This window comes from Sphingomonas horti (assembly GCF_009753715.1).
Lineage (GTDB): Bacteria > Pseudomonadota > Alphaproteobacteria > Sphingomonadales > Sphingomonadaceae > Sphingomonas_B > Sphingomonas_B horti.
The window spans coordinates 37,147-56,831 of the sequence record NZ_WQMS01000020.1; the positions used below are offsets into that span (position 1 = coordinate 37,147).

Here is a 19,685-nt window from a genome sequence, read left to right on the forward strand (position 1 = left end):
TTCTGCCTTGGACGGTAGAGGGTGGGTCCCGGATCAAGTCGGGGATGACAAGGTTTAGTGTTTATGACCGAAACCCGCACCGAAACCGACTCGATCGGTCCGATCGAGGTCCCCGTCTCCGCCTATTGGGGCGCGCAGACGCAGCGGTCGATCGAGAATTTCCCGTTCGGGCCGACCGAGCGCATGCCGATCGGCATCATCCACGCGCTCGCGATCGTGAAGCAGGCGGCGGCGCGGGTGAACCGGCGGCACGGGCTGCCGGCGGAGATCGCCGACGCGATCGAGGCGGCGGCGGCGGACGTCGCGGCGGGCAGGTTTGACGACCAATTCCCGCTCGTCATCTGGCAGACCGGCTCCGGCACCCAGTCCAACATGAACGTGAACGAAGTGATCGCCGGCATCGCCAACGAGCGGCTGGCGGGCACGCGCGGCGGCAAGGCGCCCGTGCACCCGAACGACCATGTCAACATGTCGCAGTCGTCGAACGACAGCTTCCCGACCGCGATGCACGTCGCCGCCGCGCTGGCCGCGACTCGCCAGCTGATCCCGGCGCTGGAGCGGCTGGAAGCGGCGCTGCTCGCCAAGGCTGAGGCCTGGCACGACATCGTCAAGATCGGCCGCACGCATCTTCAGGATGCGACGCCGCTGACTTTAGGCCAGGAATTCTCCGGCTATTACGCCCAGCTCCGCCTCGCGCGCACGCGCCTCGCGCCGCTGATCGAGCACGGCCTCGCCAAGCTCGCTCAAGGCGGCACGGCGGTCGGGACCGGCCTCAACGCCCCGCCCGGCTTCGACATCGATATCGCGGCCGAGATCGCGGCGATCACCGGCTTTCCGTTCGAGACCGCGCCCAACAAATTCGAGGCGCTGGCGAGCAACGACACGCTGGTCGACTTCTCCGGCCGCCTGAACACGCTCGCCGTCGCGCTGACCAAGATCGCGAACGACTTGCGGCTGCTCGGCTCGGGGCCCCGTTCCGGCCTCGGCGAACTGGAGCTGCCCGCGAACGAGCCCGGCAGCTCGATCATGCCGGGCAAGGTGAACCCGACCCAGGCCGAGATGCTGACGATGGTCGCTGCGCAAGTGATCGGCAATCACACCGCAGTCACGGTCGGCGGGCTGCAGGGGCATTTGGAGCTGAACGTCTTCAAGCCGATGATCGCCGCCGCGGTGCTGCGCTCGATCCACCTGCTCAGCGTCGGCATGGAAAGCTTCGCCGAGCGGATGGTCGAAGGCACCGAGCCCAACCGCGCCCGCATCGCCGAGCTGGTCGACCGATCGCTGATGCTGGTGACGGCGCTGGCGCCCGAGATCGGCTACGACAATGCCGCGAAGATCGCCAAGCACGCCCACGCCAGGGGCCTGACGCTGAAGGAAGCGGGGCTGGAGCTGGGTCTGGTCGACGCCGAGACGTTCGACCGCGTCGTGCGGCCGGAAACCATGGTGGGGAAGTAATCGAGCCACTGCGTGCTCCGGCGAAGGCCGGAGCGGTGACCTGGGCTCCGGGCTTCCCCGGAGCACAATGCGGTCTCAGCCCCGTCCCTCCGCCAGCTCCAGCAGCGCGCGGCCATAGGCCGTCTTCTCGAACAGGCGCCCGCGTGTCCGCAGCGCATCCGCGTCGATCCAGCCATTGTGGAAGGCGATTTCCTCGAGGCTGGCGATCTGCACGCCCTGGCGCTTCTGCAGCGTGCGGACGAACTCGCTCGCTTCCAGCAGACTGTCATGGGTGCCGGTGTCGAGCCAGGCGAAGCCGCGGCCCATGCGCTCGACATAGAGCTCGCCCGCTTCCATGTAGATGCGGTTGAGGTCGGTGATCTCGAGTTCCCCGCGCGCGGACGGCTTCACCTGCTGGGCGAAGTCGCTGACCCGCTGGTCGTAGAAGTAAAGGCCCGTGACCGCCCAGCTCGATCTGGGCGCCTTGGGCTTTTCCTCGATGCTGAGCGCGCGGCCTTCTCCGTCCAGCTCGACCACGCCATAGGCGGTCGGGTCCTCGACATGATAGGCGAACACGGTCGCGCCCCGGGTCCGCGCGCGCGCGCTTTGCATCAGCCCGCTAAGGCCGGCCCCGAAGAAGATGTTGTCGCCCAGCACGAGCGCGCCGGGCCCGCCGGCCAGGAACTCGCGGCCGATCAGGAAGGCCTGGGCCAGCCCTTCCGGGCGGGGCTGGACCGCATAGTCGATCGCCAGCCCGAATTGCTCGCCGCTGCCGAACAGGCGCTTGTAGTTGTCCAGGTACTCGGGCGACGAGATGATCAGGATCTCCCGGATCCCGGCCATCATCAGCGCCGAGGCCGGGTAATAGATCATCGGCTTGTCATAGACCGGCAGCAGCTGCTTGTTGATCGCCAGCGTCGCCGGATGCAGCCGCGTGCCGGACCCGCCGGCCAGGATGATGCCTTTCACTGTGCCCCCTTGAGAGTATCGACCACCGCGCCGACCGCATCCTGCCACAGGCGCGGGCGGATGCCGAATGTGCGCTCCAGCTTGTCCGTCGACAGCCGTGAATTGGCCGGGCGCCTGGCCGGCGTCGGATAGTCGGCGGTCGTGATCGCTTCCACGTCCACGTCCATCCCGGCCCGCTCGAACACGAACCGCGCGAGGTCGCACCAGCTCGCCTCGCCGGCATTGACGAAGTGATAGGCGCCGGCCGGCCCGCCTTTGGTGGCGATCGTCAGCAGCGTCTCGGCGATATCGACGGCGGAGGTCGGACAGCCGCGCTGGTCGTCGACGACCCGCAGGCTGGCCCGCTCGGCGCCGAGCCGCAGCATCGTCTTCACGAAATTATGCCCCCAGGGGCTCACCACCCAGGCGGTGCGGAGAATTATGTGATCGGGATTGCCGGCGCGCACGCCGCGCTCGCCCGCTTCCTTGGACGCGCCATAGACGCCGAGGGGAGCGACCGGATCGTCCTCGGTGTAGAAACCGGCCTTGGACCCGTCGAACACATAGTCGGTCGAGACGTGCAGCAGCCGGATGCCGCGCGCGGCGGTTGCCAGCGCCAGCCGCTCGGGCGCGACGGCGTTCACCGCATAAGCGGCTTCCGGCTCGCTCTCGGCCTTGTCGACCGCGGTATAGGCGGCACCGTTGATGACCGCGCCCCAGTCCCGGCTTGCGACGGCCGCCTCGATCGAAGCGGGGCTGGTCAGATCGAGCGCGTCCCGCCCCGGCGCGACGATCTCGACCCCGAAGCGCGGCCCGAGCGCACGCAGCGCGGTTCCGACCTGGCCGGTGCCGCCGGTGACGAAGATCGGCGTCAAGCCGTCTTCAGCCCCAGCCGCTCGCCCGAATAGGTGCGGGCGAGGATCGGCCGCCACCAGGCTTCGTTGTCCAGATACCAGCGGATCGTCTTGTCGATGCCGGTCTCGAAACTCTCCTGTGGGCGCCAGCCAAGCTCGCGCTCCAGCTTCGACGCGTCGATCGCATAACGGAAGTCATGACCCGGCCGATCGGCGACGAAGCTGATCTGGTCGCGATAGCTTTTCCCGTCGGCGCGCGAGCGGATGCGGTCCAGCGTGTCGCAGATCGTCTCGACCACGGCGAGGTTGGTCCGCTCCGACCGGCCGCCGACCATATAGCTTTCGCCCGGCGTGCCCTTCTCGAACACGGTGGTCAGCGCCCGCACATGATCGTCGACAAACAGCCAGTCGCGCACGTTCGCGCCTTGGCCGTAAACCGGCAGCGCCTCGCCCGACAGGCACTTGATGATCATCAGCGGAATCAGCTTTTCGGGGAAATGATACGGCCCGTAATTATTCGAGCAGTTCGTGATCAGTACCGGCAGGCCGTAGGTGTGAGCCCAGGCGCTGACCAAGTGATCCGACCCCGCCTTCGACGCCGAATAGGGGGAGCGGGGGTCGTAGGGCGTTTCTTCGGTAAAATAGCCGTCATCGCCCAGCGCACCGAACACTTCGTCGGTGGAGATATGGTGGAAGCGGAACCGCGCCTTCTCCGCATCCGCCAGCCCGCGCCAATGGTCGAGCGCGGCGGACAGCATCGTGAAGGTGCCGACCAGGTTGGTCTCGATGAACGCCGCCGGCCCGTCGATCGAGCGGTCGACATGGCTTTCGGCCGCCAGGTGCGTGATCACCTCCGGCCGGAACTCGGCGATCAGCGCGGCGATCCGCTCCCGGTCGCAGACGTCCGCCTTGGCGAAGCGGTAGCGGTTGGAGTTGGCGACGGGCGCCAGCGAGGAGAGGTTGCCGGCATAGGTCAGCGCGTCGACGTTGAGCACTTCATGCTCGGTGTTCGCGATCAGGTGGCGGACCAGCGCCGAGCCGATGAAGCCGGCGCCGCCGGTGACGAGAATACGAGCCATTATGCGTCCACAAGTTCGAGCGGGCGGCCGTCATAGCCGAAAGGGCTGACGAAATCCTTGAGCGCCGGCAGCCGCGAATCCTTGTCCGACAGCTCGGGCGCCGCGCCGGGCAGCGGCCAGGAAATGGCGAGGTCGGGATCGTTCCAGGCGATGCCGGCGTCGCACTCCGGCGCGTAGAAGGCATCGACCTTGTAGGCGACTTCGGTGTCCGGCTCGAGCGTCAGGAAAGCGTGACCGAAGCCGGACGGGATGAACAGCTGCTCACCCCGTGCAGCCGTCAGCTCGGCGGCGACCCACCGGCCAAAGGTCGGCGAGCCGCCGCGCAGGTCCACCGCCACGTCCCAGATCCGGCCCCTCAGGCACCGCACCAGCTTCGCCTGGGCATGAGGCGGCGTCTGGAAATGAATGCCGCGCAGCGTGCCCGCCGGGCGGGACAGCGACTGGTTGTCCTGCACGAACTCGGCGTCGATCCCCGCCGCCGCGAAGCGATCGCGCCGGTAGGTCTCGGAAAACCATCCCCGCGGATCCTCGAAGCGCTTGGGGGTGATACGGACCACAGCCATGTCCGGGCCCCCTAAGGCGCGACGGTATCAAGTCAAGCCGCCGGCCCGGAATGTCCTGGACCGCGCCGCTCCCACCGTAATTCTACGAACGCGATCTTCGCGCGGAACTCAAGTCCGTGCCCCAAAGACCCCGCAGGTCGCCCGGCAATGGCCGGACTTCATTCATCAGAGGGTCGGACGTGCCGGCCGCAAGGAAGGGACGCCATCATGCTCGCCGTGAAGCTGAAGTCGCTGTTCGGAGTGGCCGAGGAGGCCGATGATTGGAGGGAACGGCGCGCGGAGCCGCGCAGCAAGGTCCTGCTGAAGGGAGATGCCTATCCCGTTGAAGGCTATGCCGATCTGGTGGTGACGAACCTCTCCCGGACGGGGCTTTCGGGAGAAACCGATGCACCGCTGGACGTCGACCAGTCGCTGCTGTTCAGCGTCGCGGGCAACCGGTTTCACATGGGCACGGTGCGTTGGGTCAAGGGCCGCCGGTTCGGCCTCGACATGGAGGATGCGCTCGCCATTCTCGGCCCGGCGAATGATGTCGATCCCGGCTTCCTTCCCACGCACCAGCCGCGCGCGCGACGCCATGATGTAGAGCTCTACGGCCGCATCGCGATCGCGCCGTGTTCGGTCCGCGCCACGATTCGGGACATCTCGCAATCCGGGCTGTGCATCGACATGCCGGCGCCGCTGGTCGAGCGGCAGCAGGTCATCGTGCGCCTTCGCGATCGTCCTCTGATCCTCGCCTCGGTCCAATGGACGGGCGGCGGTCGCGCCGGCATCAGGGCCGCCGAGCGGATGGAGACGCTGCGCCTGGTTTATGCCTACGAGTGACGCTAGCCCGACCAGGCGTCGCGCCACAGCGCCGGGAAGGCAGCCTTCAGCGCCGCCAGCTTGGGTGCGTCGTTGATCCGGATATAGGGGTGGTTCGGATTCCGGCGCATGAAGTTCTGGTGATAGGCCTCGGCCGGATAGAAGCGGCCCTGCTCGATCCGGGTGACGATCGGCCGCGGCCAGGCTTTCGCGGCGGCAAGCTGGGCCAGGTAGGCACGTGCCACCCGCTCCTGCTCCGTGCCGATCGGGAAGATCGCCGATCGGTAGCTGGGGCCGGAATCGGGACCCTGGCGATTCAATTGGGTCGGATCGTGCGCGACCGAGAAATAGACGCGCAGCAGCGTCTCATAGCTGATCTGCGAGGCGTCGAACTGGATCCGGATGGCTTCTGCATGGGCAGTCCGCTCGCTCGAGACCGCATCGTAATTGGCGGTCGCCGCGTCGCCGCCGGCATAGCCTGACGTCACGCCCTTGACGCCCTTCAGATGCTCGAACACCCCCTCCATGCCCCAGAAGCAGCCGCCCGCCAGCACGGCGGTGCGCAGCCCCTTCGCAGGTGCCGCAGAGACCTTGGGCGCAGGCACGGCCACGGCGCGCGCGCTGCGGGCGATCGAGGCTCCGCCGATCGCCCAGGCGACGATGGTCAGCGCGGCGATCGTCAGGACCGATGAACGCGCGCGCATCGCGGTCACGCCTTGTAGATCGCTTCGATCTTGGCCTTCAGCGTGTCGGTGCGATCGGACGGGCTGAGCGCCACCAGCGCCACTGCCCCCAGCAGGAAGCCGCTCGCGAAATTGCGGAACAGGTCGGATCTTATGATCGCACGCATCGTGTTCTTCCCATCTTGCCGCTTCTGTGGCGGCACGCTCGCTCCAGTTACGTGAGCGATAGTCAGATGGATGCTGCATTGTCTGTGAACAGGGTCACAGGCGAGGCAAGGTCGATCAAAATATCGGTTCGAGCGATCAAGCGCCCTTATCGCAATGCGGCGCAGGCTTCCTGGATTCGCGCGCACGCCTCGCGCAGCAGCGCGTCCGAGGTGGCGTAGCTGATCCGGAACGCGGGCGAGAGGCCGAAAGCCGCGCCGGCGACGGCGGCGACCCTGGCGTGGTCGAGGAAATAGCCGATCAGATCGTCGTCCGATTCGATGCGCTTGCCCTCCGGCGTGGTCTTGCCGATGCAGCCGCTCGCGTCCGGATAGACGTAGAAGGCGCCTTCCGGCGTCGGACACACAAGGCCCGGGGCCTCGTTCAGCATCCCGACGACCAGGTCGCGGCGCGTGCGGAACGCGTCCTGCCGCTCGGCGAGGAAATCCTGCGGGCCGGTGAGCGCCGCCGCCGCCGCCGCCTGCGCGATCGAGCAGGGGTTCGAGGTCGATTGCGATTGCAGCTTCGCCATCGCCTTGATCAGCCAGGCCGGGCCGCCGGCATAGCCGATCCTCCAGCCGGTCATCGCATAGGCCTTCGAACAGCCATTCTCAGTCAGGATACGATCCTTCAGGTCCGGACAGACCTGCGCCATCGTCGCGAACGGAAAGTCGGCGTAGAAAATGTGCTCGTACATGTCGTCGCTCAAGAGCATCACATGCTCATGGCGGCGGAGCACTTCGCCCAGCGCCTTCAGCTCGTCGGCCGAATAGGCCGCGCCGCTGGGATTGGACGGCGAGTTCAGCAGCACCCAGCGGGTGCGGGGCGTGATCGCCGCGTCCAGCTGTTCGGGCGTGATCTTGTAGGCCTGGTCGGCGCCGGCCTTCACGATGACCGGCTTCGCCCCCGAATAGGCGACGATGTCCGGATAGCTGACCCAATAGGGCGCCGGGATCACGACCTCGTCGCCGGCCTCGCAGGTCGCGACGATCGCGTTGAAGATCACATGCTTGCCGCCGACGCCGACGATGATCTCGCTCGCCTGGTAGTCGAGCCCGTTCTCGCGCGCGAATTTGCCGCGGATCGCATCCTTCAGCTCGGGCGTGCCACCGACATCGGTGTACTTCGTCTTGCCGGCGCGGATCGCCGCGATCGCAGCCTCCTTGACGAAATCGGGCGTGTCGAAGTCCGGCTCGCCCGCCGACAGGCCGATCACGTCGACGCCCTGCCGCTTCAGCTCGGCCACCCGCGCGGTCATCGCCAGCGTCTGCGACGGATGGATGCGGTCAAGCGCGGCGGACAGGCGAGCCATCGGATACCCCTTCAAGGAACAGGGGCGGCTATAGCCGACGCAGGCGCGCCCGCAACAGGCCGCGCACGGCGTTGCCGATGCAGAAGCCATGGGCCAGGTCTTCGGGGCGCAGGTCGGCCTCGATCGCGCGGCCCTGTCCGATCAGCTCGGCGCGCAGGATTCCCGGCAGCAGCCCGCGCGACAGCGGCGGCGTCAGCAGCACCCCGTCGCGCTCGACGAAGATGCTGGTGAAGCTGCCCTCGGTCAGGAAGCCCGCGGGATCGGTGAAGATCACTTCGAAGCAGCCGGCCTTGCGCCGCGCGTCGTCGTAGAAGGCGCGGTCCGTCGTCTTGTGCGCCAGCCGGACATCGCCGGACTCGATCGTCCGCGGCGCCAGCGCGACTTCCACCGGCTCCGAAGCTTCGTCCAGCCGCCGCACCTCGATCGCGCAATTGCCCCTTTGCGAGGCAAGCAGCCGGACGCGCGCCCGTTCGCGCAGGCGGAATGTCGCCGCCTGCAGCTCGTTGCGGGCGGCGTGGCGGTCGAAATTGAAGCCGAGCGCCTTCGCGCTGCGCTTCATCCGCGCCATGTGCGCGTCGAGATGCAGCAGGCCCTGGTGCGGATCGAACGCCATCGTCTCGATCAGGTCGAACGGACGCTCCGAACCCACAAAGGCTCCTTTCGCCAGACACTCGCGCCACTCGGCAGCGGGGTCGGAGTCCGCGACAATCCCCGAACCCAGACCCAGAGTGGCCCGGACGGACCCGGGCTTCAAGTGCAGGGTGCGGATGGCGACGTTAAAGGCGGCTTGCCCGTCGGGGTTAATGTGGCCGATCGCGCCGGTATAGGCGCCGCGCGCGGCGGTCTCGGTTTCGGCGATCACTTCCATCGCCCGAAGCTTCGGCGCGCCGGTGATCGATCCGCACGGAAACAGCGCCGTCACCACGTCGATCGCGTCGCGACCGGGGGAAAGGCGGGCAGTGACGGTCGAAACCATCTGCTGGACGGTCGGATAACGCTCGACCGCGAACAGCTCGGGCACCGCGACGCTGCCGGGCTCGGCGACGCGGGAAAGGTCGTTGCGCAGCAGGTCGACGATCATCAGGTTCTCGGCGCGCTGCTTCGGGTCGGCGCTCAGCAGCGCCGGGTGGGCATCGGGCGCCGCCGTGCCTTTCATCGGACGCGCGGTGAGCATACCGTCGTTCAGCGTGAAGAACAGCTCGGGCGACAGCGACAGGAACCAGTCCTCGCCGGTCCAGACCAGCGCGCCATGGCTCGCCCGTGCGCGGCGCCGCAGCCCGGCATAGATGGCGCGCGGATCGCCGGCGATCGCAACCTCGGCCGGAAACGTCAGGTTCGCCTGATAGATATCGCCGGCGACGATCGCCTCCTGCACGCGCGCGACGCGGTGGAGATAGTCGCGCTGCCCGACCAGCGGCTGCGGCGCGCCCGCCCAGCCGCCCGCCGGATCGGGCAGCCAGGCCGCCGCGTCGACCTCGTCGAAGCGGTCGAACAGGCCGAACCAGAGCAGCGGCGCGTCGGGCGGCCGGAAGATGCGCGCCAGCCGCGGCTCCAGCGCGCAGCCGGCTTCATAGGCAATGAATCCGACCGCATGCCGCCGCTCGCCGCGCAGCCGCTCCAGGGCGGGCCCGACTTCCTGCAGCCGGTCGGCGCGGACGATCGCGGCCGGATCGCGGAACAGCCGCGCTGACGCGCCCGACCGCGCGTCGTCGAGAAGGATGAAAGGGCCCACGCCCGGCTAGAAGCCGGAGCGCGGGCCGCGATCAAGCCCTCATGCCGGCGGCGGGATCAATAGGTGCCGGTCACGCCGTAATAGTCGTTGATCCGCCGGCCATAGTCGCGGTCATAGGCCGGCTCCTCGTTGGCGCGGTAGCTGGGGCCGCCCTGCAGCCGGTCCTTGGAGACGTTGACGACATAGCCGCCCTTGCCGGTGTCGTAGGTCAGCGAATTCCACGGCAGCGGATGGTAATTCTCTCCCATGCCGAACAGGCCGCCGAAGCCGAGCACGGCGTACTCGACCTGGCCCGAGCGCTTGTCGACCATGAAGTTGTAGACATGGCCGAGCTTCTCGCCGTCGGAGCCATAGACGGCGGTGCCCTCGACCTTGTTGGAGGCGATCAGGCGATCGGTCTCGTCGGTTTCGACCGCATTGCTCATCGTGTCCTGATAGTCGGTCATGGCATTCTCCTTCGTGCAACGAAGGACAGAACGAGCCGGGGCGCGTCCGGTTCTCCGGCTTGTCGAACGGTTCGGCGCACGCCATGTCCGCCCTATGGCCAACCCACCGTTGAAGGCGGCGATCGTCCCCGTCACGCCGCTCCAGCAGAATTGCACGCTGCTTTGGTGCACCGAAACCAACAAGGGCGCGTTCGTCGATCCCGGCGGCGACCTGCCGCGGCTGAAAGCAGCGGCGGCGCAGGCTGGGGTCGAGATCGAGAAGATCCTTTTGACCCACGGCCATATCGATCATTGCGGCCAGGCCGGCATGCTCGCCGAGGAACTGGGCGTGCCGATCGAAGGACCGCACGAGGCCGACCGCTTCTGGATCGCGCGGCTGGAGGATGACGGCCGCAATTACGGCATCCAGGGCAAGGTCTTCGAAAGCGACCGCTGGCTGGTCGATGGCGACCGGGTGACGGTCGGCAAGCTGACGTTCGACGTCCGCCACTGCCCCGGCCACACGCCCGGCCATGTCGTGTTCCACCATCCGGAATCGAAGCTGGCGATTGTCGGCGACGTGCTGTTCCAGGGCTCGATCGGGCGGACGGACTTCCCGATGGGCAATCACGCGGACCTGATCCACGCGATCACGACGCGGCTCTGGCCGATGGGCGACGACACCGCTTTCGTGCCGGGCCACGGCCCGATGTCCACCTTCGGGCATGAGCGCAAAACGAACCCGTTCGTCGGCGACGCGGTACTGGCCGCCTGACACCGCCATCCCGGGCTTGACCCGGGACCTACCTTCTTAAGCCGCGACGGCCGAAGGTTCGGAAGAACAAGAAGAAGGTGGGTCCCGGCCTTCGCCGGGATGACGGGTGGGTTGTGCGCGCCCCGCCCACTTCTCCCGGATCGTCTCGCTCGTGTCCCGGCTGCCGTCATGGCTCCATCCGGGTGGGCCGAAGGCATAGCCGGCCTTGGCACGCCAGGGCGCGCTCCACAGGTCCCTCGCGATGCCGATCCATTCGTGGAACGCCGCCCAGAGCACGTTGAAGCGGCCGAGATTCTTGACCAGCCCGTAGCGCGGGCGGTCCTCGTCCAGTTCGGGCGTGAAGCTGCCGAACATCCTGTCCCAGACGATGAACACGCCGGCATAATTCTTGTCGAGGTAGCGCGGGTTGGTCGCGTGGTGGACCCTGTGGTGCGACGGCGTGTTCATCACCGCCTCGAACCAGCGCGGACAGCGGCCGATCACCTCCGTGTGGATCCAGAACTGATAGATCAGGTTCACGCCCGCGCAGAAGAACACCATCGCCGGCGGGAATCCGATCAGGAACAGGGGCAGGCGGAACAGGAAGGCCATGCTGAAAAAGCCGGTCCAGGTCTGCCGCAGCGCCGTCGACAGATTATAATGCTGACTCGAATGGTGGATCACATGGCTGGCCCAGAACCAGCGCACGCGATGGGCCGAGCGGTGGAAGACATAGTAAGCCAGGTCGTCGAGCACGAAGCAGAGCGGCCAGGCCCACCAGGCGTAGGGAATGTCGAGCAGGCGGAAGCCCCACACCCATACCGCCATCGCATAGACCGCGCCCGCGGTCAGCGCGCCGGCGATGGTCGAGCCGAAGCCGAGCATCAGCGAGGTCAGCGTGTCCTTCGGGCAATAGCGCCGCTTGTCCCTGGCGCGCGCGATCAGCATCTCGATCAGCACCAGCGCGATGAAGCCGGGGACGGCATAGTCGACGGGGTTGGGAAGGTCGGGCATTTGTCTCAGCCTATCCCACTTCTCCGTTCGTTTCGAGCGTAGTCGAGAAACGGGGGACACAGCCGGAAGGCGCGTCTCGGCTTCGCTCGAAGCGGACGGGGTTTAGGCGTGCTCAGCGACAAACTGCGCCCCATGACGCCTCAGCCGCACCTGCTCTCCATCCGTCCCCGTCACCACCGCGCTTTGCCGATCCTCGGCCAGCACGGCGGACACGGCGACGAAGCCGGGCCGCTCCGCTTCGGCGATCGCCATCGCTTCGTCCTCGCTCGCCAGCTCGGCGCCGCCCAGCCTCAGCAATTTCGCGACCAGCGCCAGCCCGAGCACGCCGGCAAGCGATCCGGCCAGCAGCGTCCAGCTCATGACGCCGCCAGCGCGTCCAGCATCGGCCGGATCGGGCGCAGGTCGTACCCCGCGCCTTCCGCCTTCTCGACCAGCACCGCTGGATGATCGCCCATCTTCGCCCGCGCGAGTGCCCAGAGGAAGGTCGAGCGCGTGCCCGACTTGCAATAGGCAAGCACCGGGCCGCTCGCTGCCTCCAGCGCCCGCACCATCGCGTCGACCTGCGCGTGACTGAACCCGGCATGCGTGACCGGGATCGCGGCATAGGCGAGGCCTGCTGCCTCGGCTGCCTGCGCGATCGCAGCGCCTTCGGGTTGGCCGGGCTCCTCGTCGTCGGGGCGATTGTTGATCACGGCCGCCACGCCAAGCGAGACCGCCTCGGCGAGGTCCGCAGGTCCGATCTGCGGCGAGACGAGAATGGTGTTATCGATTTTTCTGAACACGCCTCACCTTATCCGTTCGTGTCGAGCGAAGTCGAGACACGCTTCTCGACTTCGCTCGAAGCGAACGGACTAATGTTGGCGAAGCACGTTCAAAAACGCCTCCCCATACGCTTCCAGCTTCCGCGCCCCCACGCCGGTGATCCGTCCCAAGGCCTCCCGCGTCTGCGGCCTTGCGGCGGACATCTCGCGCAGCGTCGAATCGTGGAACACGACATAGGGCGGCACGCCCGCTTCCTCGGCGAGTTTGCGGCGGCAGGACCGCAGCGCCTCAAACAGCGGGTCGCCGACCGGATTGGGCGCGGAGTCGCGGCGCCGGCGCCGTTCGCGTTTCGGCGGAACGATCAGCGAGACCGGCTCTTCGCCTTTCAGGATCGCGCGCGCGGCGGGGCCGAATTCCAGCCCGCCGTGCGGATTGGTGCGCAGCGCATCGCGCAGCTGGAGCGCCCGGCCGACCGGCTTCAGCAGCGCCGCTTCCTCCCCGTCGACGATGCCCCAGACCGACAGCGCCTCGTGCCCGTTCATCAGGCTCCGCTCGCTCGACTGGCCGGTCAGCACGCTTTCGACATAGCCGGCGCCGAACATCTGCCCGGTGCGGAACACCGCCGACAGATATTTGCGTGCGAGCTCGGTCGCGTCCACGCCCTGCGGCGGATTGAGGCAATTGTCGCAATTGCCGCACGCCTCGGGCGGCTGCTCGCCGAAATAGCGGAGCAGCAGCGCGCGGCGGCAGCTCGGCGTCTCGACCAGCCCGCCCAAGGCCGTCAGCCGCGCCCGCTCGCCCGCCAGGCGCGCTTCGTCGACCTCGTTCAGCCGTTGCCGCGCCTTGGCGAAATCGTCGGCGCCCCAGAACATCTGCGCGACCGCCGGCTCGCCGTCGCGCCCGGCGCGGCCGGTTTCCTGGTAATAGGCCTCGATCGACTTGGGCAGCCCGGCATGGGCGACGAAGCGCACGTCCGGCTTGTCGATGCCCATGCCGAAGGCGACGGTCGCGACCATCACCATCTCTTCCGAGGCGACGAACGCGGCCTGGTTGGCGGCGCGGACCTGCGGCTCCAGGCCCGCATGATAGGCGCGCACCGGCCGGCCCGTGGCGGCGATCTGCGCCGCCAGCTTCTCGGTCCCGGCGCGCGACTGGACATAGACGATGCCCGGTCCCGGCTGCTCGCGCAGCAGGTCGGCGATCTGCTGGGTCGTGTTCTGGCGCGGGCTGATCGCGTAGCGGATGTTCGGCCGGTCGAACCCGGCGACGATCAGCCCGTCCGTCGGGATGCCGAGCTGGACCAGGATGTCGTCGCGCGTGTGCGCGTCCGCGGTGGCGGTCAGCGCCAGCCGCGGCACGTCCGGAAACCCGTCGAGCAACGGCCGCAGCAGCCGGTAATCGGGCCGGAAATCGTGACCCCATTCGGAGACGCAATGCGCCTCGTCGATCGCGAAGAGTGAAACTCTCGCGCGACTCAGAAGCTCGCGGAAATGGCCCGCCGACGCCCGTTCCGGCGCGACATAGAGCAGGTCAAGCTGCCCCGCCTTGAACCGTTCGATCGTCTCGGCCCGATTGTCGTCGGCCGACGTCAGCGTCGCCGCGCGAATGCCGACCGCGGTGGCGGCGCGAAGCTGGTCGTGCATCAGCGCGATCAGCGGCGAGATGACGACGCAGGTCCCCTCCAGCGCGACCGCCGGCAGCTGGTAACAGAGCGACTTGCCCGCCCCCGTCGGCATCACTGCCAGCGTCCGATCGCCCGCCATCACCCGATCGACCACCGCGCGCTGGACGCCGCGGAAGTCGTTGAAGCCGAACGTGGAATGGAGGAGGTCGAGAAGATCGGGCATAGCAGCGGCCGCAGCCGTCAGCCCAGATAGCCGGTCCGCTTCAGGAATGCACGCAGCGCTTGCGGGTAGCTCGGGTAAGCGATCTGCCGCCCCTGCGGGCACTGGCCGGCGGGCGCGGCCCCGCGGCAGCCGGTCGGCCAATCCCATTTGGCCTTTCGGTCGTAGGATTTGAGCACGACCGGCCAGGCCCAGCGGAACTGCCCCAGCCGCGCCGCGGCGGCGGCATAGGCGGCGCAGGCGCCGTTCGGCGAAGCCTGGGGCGCCGGCGACACGCAGCCGCGCCTGGCCTCTGGCAGATAGTCGGCGAACAGGAACCGGAACGCCGGCTCTGCCGACACGTCCACGGCCTTTCCGCCTCGGATGTTCATCACCAGCGGCGGCGCGAAGCTTTCGGCATAGCTGGTGAACGCATAAAGGAAGCGGTTATCGACGAAGCGGAAATCGGCGATGCCGTCGCCCGACAGGTCCTTCGGGAAACCGGGCATGCCGCCGTTCCATTGGCCGAGATCGACGGTCCGGAAGCCGGTCGCGGTCGGCTGCACCGCGATCACATGGTCGCAGCAATGGGCACCCCCGGTATAGCCGGAAATCACCACCGACGCGTATTGACCGCGGGCGAGGGAGCCGATTCCGATCTGGTGGGGCGCGGAGACGCCGATCTCGCCTTTCAGCGTCAGCGGCTTCTTGCCGCGGGCCGAGATGGTGATGCGCGGGGAGGTGAAATCACGGTCGCGAACCGGCACGATGGACACGGTGACGCCGAGCGCGCGGTAGCGTCGCGGGCCTTTATGCGCAGTCCACTGGACGAAGGTGGCGGGGGCGATCGGCTGCGGCGCGGCGGCGGCGGCGAGCGAAAGGGCAAGCAACATGCGCCGAGCCTAGCGCGGCTCGCTCATCCGGCAAGGCCGAGAGCTTCGGCGACCAGCCGGTAGCTTTCCACGCGCGGCGCGTGCTCGGGAAGGATGTTGACCAGCATCATCTCGTCGGCGCCGTAGAGCGCGGCGACGGCCTTCACTTCGTCCGCCACTTCCGCGCCTGTGCCGAGCAGAGTCCGGCGCCGCGCGGGCGGCAGCGGGTTGGCGGCGAGCCAGGCTTCGGCCTCGGCGACGCTCGGCACCGGGATCAACGATCCCCGGATCAGGTGCGCGAACATCATCCGCGCAGGAGCGGCGAGCCGTTCAGCGGTGGCGCGATCCTCGGCCGCGATCGCCCAGACGGCCACCGTCAGCTGCGGCTCCGGGCAGCGGGCGGACGGCATGAAATGCTGGCGATAGATATCGGCGAGCGGCAGCGCGTCGGAATTGATGAAGTCGGCGATGCAATAGGGCAGGCCCATCTGCCCGGCCCAGACGGCGCTGTCGGGCGAGCTGCCGAGCATCCACACGTCGGGGCTGCCGTTCCCGCCCTGCGGCATCGTCGCTTCGAGCGGCTTGAACAGGTGATCGTCGGGCAGCGTGGCTTTGAGATAGCCGAGCAATTCCGCCACCTGCTCAGGAAAATCGCCGGGCGGGATGCGCTTCGACCGGTCGCGCTGCAGGGCATAGGCGGTGCGCTGGTCGCTTCCCGGCGCGCGGCCGAGGCCCAGGTCGATCCGCCCCGGCGCCATCGCGCCCAGCAGACGGAAGGTCTCGGCGATCTTGAACGGCGAATAATGCGGCAGCATGATTCCGCCCGATCCGACCCGGATGCGGTCGGTGGCGAGCGCCACCGGCCCGATCAGCGCTTCGGGCGCGACGCCGGCCAGCGCGGGCGAGGCGTGATGCTCGGCCAGCCAATAGCGGTGATAGCCGAGCCGCTCGGCCGCCTGGGCGAGGCCGATCGTGTTGCGGACCGCGTCGGCGGCGGTGCCGCCGGCGGGGATCGGGGACTGGTCGAGAACGGAGAAGTGCATCATCGGCACATAAGAAGTCCCTCCCCTTCAGGGGAGGGGTCGGGGTGGGGCTGCAAGGCGCAGCACGAGCCATCCCGCCAATGCAGACACCAGCGACCCGCAGAGGATTCCGATCTTCGCCGCATCGACGAATTCGGGCCGGCCGCCGAAGGCCAGGCCGCTGATGAACAGGCTCATCGTGAAGCCGATGCCGCAGAGAATGGACACGCCGTAAATCTGCGCCCAGGTCGCGCCGGCGGGCTTGCGCGCGCCGCCCAGGCGCACCGTGCCCCAGACTGCGCCGAACACCCCGAGCTGCTTGCCCAGGAACAGGCCCGCGGCGATGGCCAGTGGGAGTGGCGCGAACGCGGGCGAATGGCCGAAGGCGACGCCGGCGTTCACGAAGCCGAACAGCGGCACGATCGCGTAGGCGACCCAGGGGTGCAGGCCGTGCTCGAGCCGGTGCAGCGGTGAATCCTCGGCATCGGGCGCGCCCGGCGTCGGCTTGATCGGGATCGTCAGCGCGGCGAGCACGCCGGCGACCGTCGCGTGCACGCCGGACAGCAGCACCAGCAACCACAGCGCGGAAAAGGCGATCCAATAGGGCCAGAGCCGCTTCACGCCCGCGCGGTTCATCGCGGCCATCACGGCGAGCACCAGCGCCGCGCCGGCCAGCGCCGCCAGGTTCAGCGATTCGGTATAGACGGCCGCGATGATCGCGACCGCGCCCATGTCGTCGACGATCGCGACGGTGGTCAGGAACAGCTTCAGCGAGCTCGGCGCGCGCTTGCCCAGCAGCGCGAGCACGCCGATCGCAAAGGCGATGTCGGTTGCGGCCGGGATCGCCCAGCCGCGCGCGAGACCGTCCACGCCGTGCGTGACGGCCAGATAAATCAGCGCCGGCACCGCCATCCCCGCCGCGGCGGCGACGATCGGCAGCCGCCGGTCGGCGGGACGTGCGAGCTGGCCATCGACGACCTCGCGCTTGATCTCCAGCCCGACCAGAAGGAAGAACAGCGCCATCAGCGCGTCATTAACCCACAAATGCACGGTCATCGGCCCGAGCTTCGGGCTCAACACCGGGCCGACCTGTGCATGGACGAAATGGGCATAGGCGTCGCGCGTCGCGGGCAGGTTCGCGGCGACCAGCGCCAGCACTGCCGCGCCGATCAGCAGAATGCCGCCGGACGCCTCGCTTTCCAGGAAATCGCGCAGGGCTGAGCGAGGGCCGCGACGGGTCATGGGCCCCGACTGGCGGCAATCCAGTGCTGGTTCAACTTTTATCGAGCACTCGCCTTCATCGCCCGCCCCCAGAGCCGCTGGACCGCGGCCTGGTGGATTCCGGGCACGCTCGCCAGCACGCCGAACGCTTCCGCCCGGGTCGAGTTGAACCGGATCGGACGGCCGAGCGCGTCGGTGACCATCGCACCCGCTTCCTGCGCGATCAGCACGGCGGCGGCGATGTCCCATTCGCTGCCCCAGCGCAGGGTCGCGACCAGGTCGACCTCGCCCGCGGCCAGCATCGCGGTGCGGAGCGCGATCGAGTTGGGGCGCGGTACGCCGATCAGGTCGGCATCGGTCCTGGGCAGGGTGTCGGCCGGCACGCGCGATCCGGGCAGCTCGTCGCGGTCATGGACGCGCAGCCGCTTGCCGTTCAGCCAGGCGCCCTTGCCGGCCTCGGCGCGCCATTGCTGGCCGCGCGCTGGCGCGTCGAGAACGCCCAGCACCACCCGTCCGCCCTCCACCAGCGCGACCGACACCGCCCAGCCGGTGCGGCCGCGGATGAAGTCGCGCGTGCCGTCGATCGGGTCGACGACCCAGGTCCGGGTGCCGAGCAGCCGCTCGGCGCTGTCGGCGGTCTCCTCGGACAGCCAACCGGCATCGGGATCGAGCGCGCTCAGCCGTTCGCGCAGCAGCGCATCGGCCTCCAGGTCCACTTCGCACACCGGGTGGCCGGGCACTTTCTCCCAGCGCTTATAGTCGCCCTGCCAGCGCCACCGCGCCATCGCGCCGACCTCGGCCGCGACTTCGCCCACGCGCTGGAGAAGAGATTTAGTCACCGGCGACCGTCATTCCCTCGACCAGCAGGGTGGGCGTGTTGACCGCATAGCGGAACTCAAGGTCGTCGGCGGCGGAAAGGTTCCGGAACATGTCCTTCAAATTGCCGGCAATGGTCACCTCGGCGACCGGATGAGCCAGCGCGCCGTCCTCGATCAGGAAGCCGCCCGCGCCGCGGCTGTAGTCGCCGGTGACGCCGTTCACGCCTTGGCCGATCAGTTCGGTGACGTAGAGGCCGCGCCTGATGCCGCCGATCAGCGCGTCGCGCGAGGCCGCGCCGGGCATCACATGGACGTTGCTGGCCGACACGCCCGGCGGGCCGCCGACGCCGCGCGCGGCATGGCCGGTCGGCTGCAGCTCCAGCTGGCGCGCCGAGGCGCTGTCGAGCATCCAGCCGGTCAGCACGCCGGCGTCGATCAGGTTCTTCGCGCTGGTCGGCAGCCCCTCGCCGTCGAACGGGCGGGAGCGCAGGCCTTGCGGCCGGTGCGGATCGTCGGCCATCGTGATTCCCTCGCCAAAGACCGGCTGGCCGAGCGCTTCGAGCAGGAAGCTGGTCCGCCGCGTGATCGCGGGCCCGGCGATCGCGCCCAGCAGATGGCCGATCAGGGTGCCGCCGACGCGGGGATCGAACACCACCGGCATCGGTCCGCTCGCCAGCTTGCGCGCGCCGAGACGCGCGACCGCGCGCTCGCCGGCGAGGCGGCCGATCGTCTCGGCGTCATCCAGCGCGTCCAGGTGGCGCACCCAATGCCAGGCGCCGTCGCGCTGCTTCTGGCCGTCGCGCTCCGCGAGCATGCTTGCGCTGATCGAATGGGCGCTGGCGCCATAGCCGCCGGCAAAGCCGTGGCTGGTGGCGAGCGCGATCTGGCTGCGGCCGGCGCTGGCGCTGGCGCCTTCGCTGTTGCTGACGCCCGCAACCGCGCGCGCCGCGTCCTCGGCAGCAAGCGCACGCTGCTTCAGCGACGCCGGATCGGGCTCGATGCCGTCGTCGAGGTCGAGATCGGGGCCGGGCCCCCGCAGCAGCCGCTCCTCGGGTGCGAGCCCGGCGAACCGGTCCTCCGGCGCTTGCCCAGCCATCGCGACCGCGCGTTCGGCGAGTGTGCGCAGCGATTCGGGCGCAAGGTCGGACGCGGAGACGCTGGCCGAACGCCGGCCGACGAACACCCGCAGCCCGATTTCCTCGCCTTCGGACTGGTCGACATTTTCCAGCGCGCCGAGGCGGACATGCACGTCGGTGGAGCGGTCGCCATGGTACAGCGCGTCGGCGGCATCGGCGCCGGCGGCGCGGGCGTAGGAGACCAGGTCGGAAAGGCGGGATTGCGCGTCGGCGAGGGAAAGCATCACC

21 protein-coding genes are annotated in these 19,685 nt (G+C 68.6%); 3 read left to right on the forward strand and 18 right to left on the reverse strand.

The genetic code is table 11. The features are described 5' to 3' along the window. Positions 1–63: 63 nt before the first annotated feature. Positions 64–1,455, forward strand: a complete 1,392-nt coding sequence (fumC, locus tag GON01_RS15650; RefSeq protein ID WP_157028330.1) for a class II fumarate hydratase — start codon at positions 64–66, stop codon at positions 1,453–1,455. A gap of 75 nt (positions 1,456–1,530) precedes the next feature. Here fumC and rfbA read toward each other — a convergent pair whose 3' ends face one another. From rfbA to rfbC, 4 genes are read right to left on the reverse strand one after another with little or no spacing between them, the layout of a single operon-like run. Beyond that, on the reverse strand, positions 1,531–2,403 hold the full coding sequence (rfbA, locus tag GON01_RS15655) for a glucose-1-phosphate thymidylyltransferase RfbA (RefSeq protein WP_181600279.1): 873 nt from the start codon (positions 2,401–2,403) through the stop codon (positions 1,531–1,533). Further along, positions 2,400–3,257, reverse strand: coding sequence for a dTDP-4-dehydrorhamnose reductase (rfbD, locus tag GON01_RS15660; protein WP_157028331.1), 858 nt, complete (start codon positions 3,255–3,257; stop codon positions 2,400–2,402). The genes rfbA and rfbD overlap by 4 nt, the downstream gene beginning before the upstream one ends. After that, the gene (rfbB, locus tag GON01_RS15665) at positions 3,254–4,315 is read right to left on the reverse strand and encodes a dTDP-glucose 4,6-dehydratase (RefSeq protein WP_157028332.1); all 1,062 of its coding nucleotides are present in this window, start codon (positions 4,313–4,315) and stop codon (positions 3,254–3,256) included. The genes rfbD and rfbB overlap by 4 nt, the downstream gene beginning before the upstream one ends. Next, a complete protein-coding gene (gene rfbC / locus GON01_RS15670) occupies positions 4,315–4,878 on the reverse strand; it encodes a dTDP-4-dehydrorhamnose 3,5-epimerase (protein ID WP_157028333.1) in 564 nt (187 codons plus the stop codon). The genes rfbB and rfbC overlap by 1 nt, the downstream gene beginning before the upstream one ends. A 207-nt stretch (positions 4,879–5,085) precedes the next feature. On the opposite strand from rfbC, the gene GON01_RS15675 reads away from it, so the two are divergent. After that, positions 5,086–5,700, forward strand: a complete 615-nt coding sequence (locus GON01_RS15675) for a PilZ domain-containing protein (RefSeq protein ID WP_181600280.1) — start codon at positions 5,086–5,088, stop codon at positions 5,698–5,700. Between the two features lie 2 nt (positions 5,701–5,702). Here GON01_RS15675 and msrA read toward each other — a convergent pair whose 3' ends face one another. From msrA to GON01_RS15695, 5 genes are all read right to left on the reverse strand, one after another. Continuing rightward, on the reverse strand, positions 5,703–6,383 hold the full coding sequence (gene msrA / locus GON01_RS15680; protein WP_157028335.1) for a peptide-methionine (S)-S-oxide reductase MsrA: 681 nt from the start codon (positions 6,381–6,383) through the stop codon (positions 5,703–5,705). A 5-nt stretch (positions 6,384–6,388) separates the two neighbouring features. Then, positions 6,389–6,529, reverse strand: a complete 141-nt coding sequence (locus GON01_RS16750) for a hypothetical protein (protein WP_181600281.1) — start codon at positions 6,527–6,529, stop codon at positions 6,389–6,391. Between the two features lie 146 nt (positions 6,530–6,675). Then, a complete protein-coding gene (locus GON01_RS15685) occupies positions 6,676–7,878 on the reverse strand; it encodes a pyridoxal phosphate-dependent aminotransferase (protein ID WP_157028336.1) in 1,203 nt (400 codons plus the stop codon). A 28-nt stretch (positions 7,879–7,906) separates the two neighbouring features. After that, the gene (gene pabB / locus GON01_RS15690) at positions 7,907–9,610 is read right to left on the reverse strand and encodes an aminodeoxychorismate synthase component I (RefSeq protein WP_181600282.1); all 1,704 of its coding nucleotides are present in this window, start codon (positions 9,608–9,610) and stop codon (positions 7,907–7,909) included. A gap of 56 nt (positions 9,611–9,666) precedes the next feature. Continuing rightward, a complete protein-coding gene (locus GON01_RS15695) occupies positions 9,667–10,056 on the reverse strand; it encodes a PRC-barrel domain-containing protein (RefSeq protein ID WP_232328917.1) in 390 nt (129 codons plus the stop codon). Positions 10,057–10,150: 94 nt separating this feature from the next. Between GON01_RS15695 and GON01_RS15700 the strand changes: the two genes are divergently transcribed. After that, positions 10,151–10,810 (forward strand): MBL fold metallo-hydrolase, encoded by a 660-nt coding sequence (locus tag GON01_RS15700; RefSeq protein ID WP_157028337.1) that lies wholly within the window; start codon positions 10,151–10,153, stop codon positions 10,808–10,810. A gap of 36 nt (positions 10,811–10,846) precedes the next feature. Here the strand turns inward: GON01_RS15700 and GON01_RS15705 are convergent, their stop codons facing one another. From GON01_RS15705 to GON01_RS15745, 9 genes are all read right to left on the reverse strand, one after another. After that, on the reverse strand, positions 10,847–11,803 hold the full coding sequence (locus tag GON01_RS15705) for a sterol desaturase family protein (RefSeq protein ID WP_157028338.1): 957 nt from the start codon (positions 11,801–11,803) through the stop codon (positions 10,847–10,849). 102 nt (positions 11,804–11,905) lie between these two features. Then, complete coding sequence (locus tag GON01_RS15710; protein WP_157028339.1) at positions 11,906–12,163, reverse strand: hypothetical protein; 258 nt, start codon at positions 12,161–12,163, stop codon at positions 11,906–11,908. Beyond that, positions 12,160–12,585: a TIGR01244 family sulfur transferase gene (locus GON01_RS15715; protein ID WP_181600283.1), complete on the reverse strand. Its 426-nt coding sequence runs from the start codon at positions 12,583–12,585 to the stop codon at positions 12,160–12,162. The genes GON01_RS15710 and GON01_RS15715 overlap by 4 nt, the downstream gene beginning before the upstream one ends. A gap of 69 nt (positions 12,586–12,654) precedes the next feature. Then, on the reverse strand, positions 12,655–14,412 hold the full coding sequence (gene recQ / locus GON01_RS15720; RefSeq protein WP_157028340.1) for a DNA helicase RecQ: 1,758 nt from the start codon (positions 14,410–14,412) through the stop codon (positions 12,655–12,657). 17 nt (positions 14,413–14,429) lie between these two features. Next, a complete protein-coding gene (locus GON01_RS15725) occupies positions 14,430–15,281 on the reverse strand; it encodes a hypothetical protein (protein WP_157028341.1) in 852 nt (283 codons plus the stop codon). A 23-nt stretch (positions 15,282–15,304) separates the two neighbouring features. Then, positions 15,305–16,306: an LLM class flavin-dependent oxidoreductase gene (locus tag GON01_RS15730; protein WP_198159874.1), complete on the reverse strand. Its 1,002-nt coding sequence runs from the start codon at positions 16,304–16,306 to the stop codon at positions 15,305–15,307. A gap of 24 nt (positions 16,307–16,330) precedes the next feature. Then, entirely contained in the window at positions 16,331–17,524 is a 1,194-nt protein-coding gene (nhaA, locus tag GON01_RS15735; protein ID WP_157028342.1) for a Na+/H+ antiporter NhaA, read from the reverse strand. 38 nt (positions 17,525–17,562) lie between these two features. Next, entirely contained in the window at positions 17,563–18,342 is a 780-nt protein-coding gene (locus tag GON01_RS15740) for an inositol monophosphatase family protein (RefSeq protein WP_181600284.1), read from the reverse strand. Then, positions 18,335–19,681 (reverse strand): TldD/PmbA family protein, encoded by a 1,347-nt coding sequence (locus tag GON01_RS15745; RefSeq protein WP_157028343.1) that lies wholly within the window; start codon positions 19,679–19,681, stop codon positions 18,335–18,337. The genes GON01_RS15740 and GON01_RS15745 overlap by 8 nt, the downstream gene beginning before the upstream one ends. Positions 19,682–19,685: the final 4 nt, after the last annotated feature.

Bases quoted from the DNA above. Each gene is read 5' to 3' on its own strand.
- GON01_RS15745 (WP_157028343.1), bottom strand. From the start codon at position 19,681: ATGCTTTCCCTCGCCGACGCGCAATCCCGCCTTTCCGACCTGGTCTCC.
- recQ (WP_157028340.1), bottom strand. From the start codon at position 14,412: ATGCCCGATCTTCTCGACCTCCTCCATTCCACGTTCGGCTTCAACGAC.
- GON01_RS16750 (WP_181600281.1), bottom strand. From the start codon at position 6,529: ATGCGTGCGATCATAAGATCCGACCTGTTCCGCAATTTCGCGAGCGGC.
- GON01_RS15705 (WP_157028338.1), bottom strand. From the start codon at position 11,803: ATGCCCGACCTTCCCAACCCCGTCGACTATGCCGTCCCCGGCTTCATC.
- GON01_RS15710 (WP_157028339.1), bottom strand. From the start codon at position 12,163: ATGAGCTGGACGCTGCTGGCCGGATCGCTTGCCGGCGTGCTCGGGCTG.
- GON01_RS15700 (WP_157028337.1), top strand. From the start codon at position 10,151: ATGGCCAACCCACCGTTGAAGGCGGCGATCGTCCCCGTCACGCCGCTC.
- GON01_RS15730 (WP_198159874.1), bottom strand. From the start codon at position 16,306: ATGATGCACTTCTCCGTTCTCGACCAGTCCCCGATCCCCGCCGGCGGC.
- GON01_RS15675 (WP_181600280.1), top strand. From the start codon at position 5,086: ATGCTCGCCGTGAAGCTGAAGTCGCTGTTCGGAGTGGCCGAGGAGGCC.
- nhaA (WP_157028342.1), bottom strand. From the start codon at position 17,524: ATGACCCGTCGCGGCCCTCGCTCAGCCCTGCGCGATTTCCTGGAAAGC.
- fumC (WP_157028330.1), top strand. From the start codon at position 64: ATGACCGAAACCCGCACCGAAACCGACTCGATCGGTCCGATCGAGGTC.
- rfbC (WP_157028333.1), bottom strand. From the start codon at position 4,878: ATGGCTGTGGTCCGTATCACCCCCAAGCGCTTCGAGGATCCGCGGGGA.
- GON01_RS15695 (WP_232328917.1), bottom strand. From the start codon at position 10,056: ATGACCGACTATCAGGACACGATGAGCAATGCGGTCGAAACCGACGAG.
- msrA (WP_157028335.1), bottom strand. From the start codon at position 6,383: ATGCGCGCGCGTTCATCGGTCCTGACGATCGCCGCGCTGACCATCGTC.
- GON01_RS15685 (WP_157028336.1), bottom strand. From the start codon at position 7,878: ATGGCTCGCCTGTCCGCCGCGCTTGACCGCATCCATCCGTCGCAGACG.
- GON01_RS15725 (WP_157028341.1), bottom strand. From the start codon at position 15,281: ATGTTGCTTGCCCTTTCGCTCGCCGCCGCCGCCGCGCCGCAGCCGATC.
- rfbB (WP_157028332.1), bottom strand. From the start codon at position 4,315: ATGGCTCGTATTCTCGTCACCGGCGGCGCCGGCTTCATCGGCTCGGCG.